Origin of the sequence: Flavobacterium sp. (genome assembly GCF_049318185.1) — a bacterium.
Taxonomy (GTDB): Bacteria; Bacteroidota; Bacteroidia; order Flavobacteriales; family Flavobacteriaceae; genus Flavobacterium.
This window is the reverse complement of record NZ_JBMOGV010000155.1, coordinates 1-3,783: the sequence shown is the minus strand read 5'-3', so window position 1 is coordinate 3,783 and position 3,783 is coordinate 1. Positions and strand designations below refer to the sequence as shown.

Annotated in this window: 5 protein-coding genes; all 5 read left to right on the top strand. The window is 32.5% G+C overall.

Translation table 11 applies throughout. From position 1 onward, the window contains the following. Nucleotides 1-783: 3-oxoacyl-ACP synthase III family protein (locus ACOYLT_RS10655; RefSeq protein ID WP_422853830.1), on the top strand; the 783-nt coding region annotated here is incomplete at its 5' end. 66 nt (nucleotides 784-849) lie between these two features. Beyond that, nucleotides 850-1,371, top strand: a complete 522-nt coding sequence (locus ACOYLT_RS10650; protein WP_422853829.1) for a methyltransferase — start codon at nucleotides 850-852, stop codon at nucleotides 1,369-1,371. A 30-nt stretch (nucleotides 1,372-1,401) separates the two neighbouring features. Beyond that, the gene (locus ACOYLT_RS10645) at nucleotides 1,402-2,250 is read left to right on the top strand and encodes a glycosyltransferase (RefSeq protein ID WP_422853828.1); all 849 of its coding nucleotides are present in this window, start codon (nucleotides 1,402-1,404) and stop codon (nucleotides 2,248-2,250) included. A 68-nt stretch (nucleotides 2,251-2,318) separates the two neighbouring features. Then, complete coding sequence (locus tag ACOYLT_RS10640; protein ID WP_422853827.1) at nucleotides 2,319-3,065, top strand: MlaE family ABC transporter permease; 747 nt, start codon at nucleotides 2,319-2,321, stop codon at nucleotides 3,063-3,065. Continuing rightward, nucleotides 3,065-3,783: ABC transporter ATP-binding protein (locus ACOYLT_RS10635; protein ID WP_422853826.1), on the top strand; the 719-nt coding region annotated here is incomplete at its 3' end. The genes ACOYLT_RS10640 and ACOYLT_RS10635, both read left to right, overlap by 1 nt.

Here is a 3,783-nt window from a genome sequence, read left to right as displayed (position 1 = left end):
CACAATTTTGGAAACGTAAAAAAAGGTGCTATTCAAACTGATTTACTACCTAGCTTGGCTTCAAGAGTTAAATTTGATTTACGCATAAAAAATCCAAAATGTGTTTGCTATGATATGCTTTTTGGTTGTCCAGGCTGGGTTGAAGGTGTCATACAAGCACAAGCTTTTATCAAAGCTGGAATGGCTAAAAAATGTTTAGTCATTGGAGCAGAAACCTTATCTAGAGTTGTTGATATTCATGATAGAGATAGTATGATTTATTCAGATGGTGCCGGCGCAACTATATTAGAAGCTACTGAAGAAGAAGGTGGAATTATAGCTCATGAAAGTGCCACTTTTACTTATGATGAAGCTTATTATCTTTTCTTTGGAAATTCTTTTAACAAATCTCATGATCCTGATGTGCGATACATCAAAATGCATGGAAGAAAAATATATGAATTTGCATTAAGCCAAGTTCCAAAAGCTATGGCGGCTTGTCTTGAAAAAAGCGGCATTGATATTAGTGAAGTAAAGAAAATATTGATACATCAAGCTAACGAAAAGATGGATGAAGCTATTATTGAACGTTTTTATCGTATTTACAAACAGTCCACTCCAGAGGACATAATGCCTATGAGCATACATAAATTGGGCAATTCTAGTGTGGCAACTGTTCCAACTTTATATGATTTATTAGTAAAAGGTAATGTTAAAAATCATTCAATACAAAAAGGAGATGTAATTCTATTTGCTTCTGTTGGAGCAGGAATGAACATTAATGCTATAGTATATAGAATGTAAAAAAGTTGAAGTTGGAAGTTAGAAGTTGGAAGAAAAAATTAGCTTTGCATTTTAATTGTCATTTCCATGTACGAGAAGACCTATCCGAGTAAAAGATTTAACATTACTCTTGAGTTTTTAAAAAAACACATTACAACTTCTGAAACTATTCTAGACTTAGGTGTTTCAAATCCTTTTTCCAAAATAATGGAAGAAAATGGATATACTGTTATAAACACTAAAGGTGAAGATTTAGACAACAATCAATCAGGATTGCAAAATGAAAACTATTCAGTATTCACTGCCTTTGAAATTTTTGAACATTTATTGAACCCTTATACTGTATTAGAAAACGTAAAATGCGATAAACTATTAATATCCATTCCATTGCGTCTATGGTTTTCATCAGCTTATAGAAGTAAAACCGACAAATGGGACAGACACTACCACGAATTTGAAGATTGGCAATTAGATTGGTTGTTAGAAAAAACTGGATTTAAAATTATAGACCGGATTAAATTTACTCATCCAGTAAAAAAAATTGGCTTTCGACCTTTACTGAGATTTTTTACCCCAAGATATTATATTGTTTATGCAGAGCGAAAATAGTTTTCAGTCACAGTTTTCAGTATTCAAAATATGAACTATTACATCGTCATTCCATCGCACAATGAAGAAAAATTTATTGCCCTAACCTTAAAATCATTAGTAGAGCAAACATTTTTACCTTCAAAAATTGTTGTTGTTAATGATAATTCTTCAGACAGAACAGCTGAAATCGTTAGAGAATTTTCAGGAAAACATCCTTTGATAACGTTGGTTAATAAAACTTCTGATGCTATTCATTTGCCGGGAAGCAAAGTGATACAGGCATTTCAAAAAGGATTAGAAACGTTAGATGACGATTATGATTTTATTGTAAAAGCCGATGCTGATTTAATTTTTCCACTTAACTATTTTGAAACTATTATATCACATTTTAAATCGGATGACAAAATTGGAATGGTTGGCGGATTTGCCTACATCGAAAAAAATGGTGATTGGATTTTAGAAAATTTAACAGATAAAGACCATATTCGTGGTGCCTTTAAAGCGTATAGAAAAGCAACTTTTGAGCAAATTGGGGGTTTAAAACCTGCCATGGGTTGGGACACTGTTGATGAGTTATTGTGCAAATTCTATGATTGGAAAGTGGTCACCGATGAAACGCTAAAAGTTAAACACCTTAAACCAACTGGTGCCAATTACAACAAAAGTGCTCGTTACAAACAAGGTGAAGCTTTTTATAGTTTAGGTTACGGACTTTTTATCACTGCAATTGCTTCTCTAAAACTGGCCTTGCGAAAAGGAAAACCATTATTATTTCTTGATTATATAAATGGTTTTTGGAAAGCAAAATCAGCTAAAAAACAACTATTAGTTACAGCAGAACAAGGCAAATTCATTAGGAATTACCGCTGGAAAAAGATGAAAGAAAAGTTGTTTTAAAGCTAAAACTCAATACTGATAAGTGATAACTGATAACTTCTTACTATTTTTGACAATATTTTTAACTCATGATGCTACTCCGCTATTTATCGCAAATAGGAAAGTATTTCCTAATGTGGAAAGAGATTTTCAACAAACCCACAAAGTGGTTAGTCATGAGAACTCTAATCTTCAAAGAAATTGACGATTTAATAATTGATTCCCTTGGTATTGTGTGCTTCATTTCTTTTTTCGTGGGTGGCGTAGTTTCAATACAAACGGCTTTGAATTTAACCAATCCTTTAATTCCGAAATATCTTATAGGTTTTGCTACAAGACAATCAGTAATATTAGAATTTGCTCCCACATTTATTTCCATTATTATGGCTGGAAAAATGGGTTCTTTTATCACTTCTAGCATCGGAACCATGCGAGTTACAGAACAAATTGATGCTCTTGAAGTTATGGGGGTAAACTCTCTGAATTATTTAGTTTTTCCTAAAATAATAGCACTCTTACTCTATCCATTTGTAATTGGAATTAGTATGTTTCTAGGAATTTTTGGCGGTTGGATTGCTGCTGTTTATGGTGGATTTGGGTCTAGTAATGATTTTATAACAGGATTACAACAGGAATTCATCCCGTTTCATATTACATACGCATTTATTAAAACCTTTGTATTTGCTCTAATCTTGGCTACTATTCCATCGTTTCATGGTTATTATATGAAAGGTGGTGCACTCGAAGTAGGAAAAGCAAGTACAGTTTCTTTTGTATGGACTTCGGTAACTATTATAATGGCAAATTATATTTTAACTCAATTACTTTTGACCTAATGATAGAAATAAAAGACATAGAAAAATCTTTTGGCGATTCTAAGGTTTTAAAAGGAATTTCAACCCTTTTTGAAACAGGAAAAACAAATTTGATTATTGGACAAAGTGGTTCTGGAAAAACAGTTTTACTCAAAAGTTTACTAGGAATTCATACTCCTGACAAAGGAACCATCTCCTTTGACGGTAGAATTTATTCTAATTTAACTACTGATGAAAAAAGAACATTACGAACAGAAATTGGGATGGTGTTTCAAGGTAGTGCCCTTTTTGACAGTATGACTGTTGAGGAAAATATTGGTTTTCCGCTAAAAATGTTTTCTAATAAATCAGCAGCTGAGATTAAAGAACGCGTAAACTTTGTAATTAATCGAGTAAATTTAATTGATGCCAATCACAAAAAACCTTCCGAAATTTCGGGAGGAATGCAAAAACGGGTAGCCATTGCTAGAGCAATAGTGAACAATCCAAAATATCTTTTTTGTGATGAACCCAACTCAGGATTAGATCCAAAAACTGCGATTTTAATTGATAACCTTATTCATGAAATAACTGTAGAATATGATATTACTACAGTTATTAATACACACGATATGAATTCGGTGATGGAAATTGGAGAGAGAATAATTTTTCTAAAAGAAGGCATTTTAGCTTGGGAAGGTTCCAAAAACGAAATCTTCAAAACAGATAACGAAGCCATAACTGACTTTGTTTACTCATC

Bases quoted from the DNA above. Each gene is read 5' to 3' on its own strand.
- ACOYLT_RS10650 (WP_422853829.1), top strand. From the start codon at position 850: ATGTACGAGAAGACCTATCCGAGTAAAAGATTTAACATTACTCTTGAG.
- ACOYLT_RS10645 (WP_422853828.1), top strand. From the start codon at position 1,402: ATGAACTATTACATCGTCATTCCATCGCACAATGAAGAAAAATTTATT.
- ACOYLT_RS10640 (WP_422853827.1), top strand. From the start codon at position 2,319: ATGATGCTACTCCGCTATTTATCGCAAATAGGAAAGTATTTCCTAATG.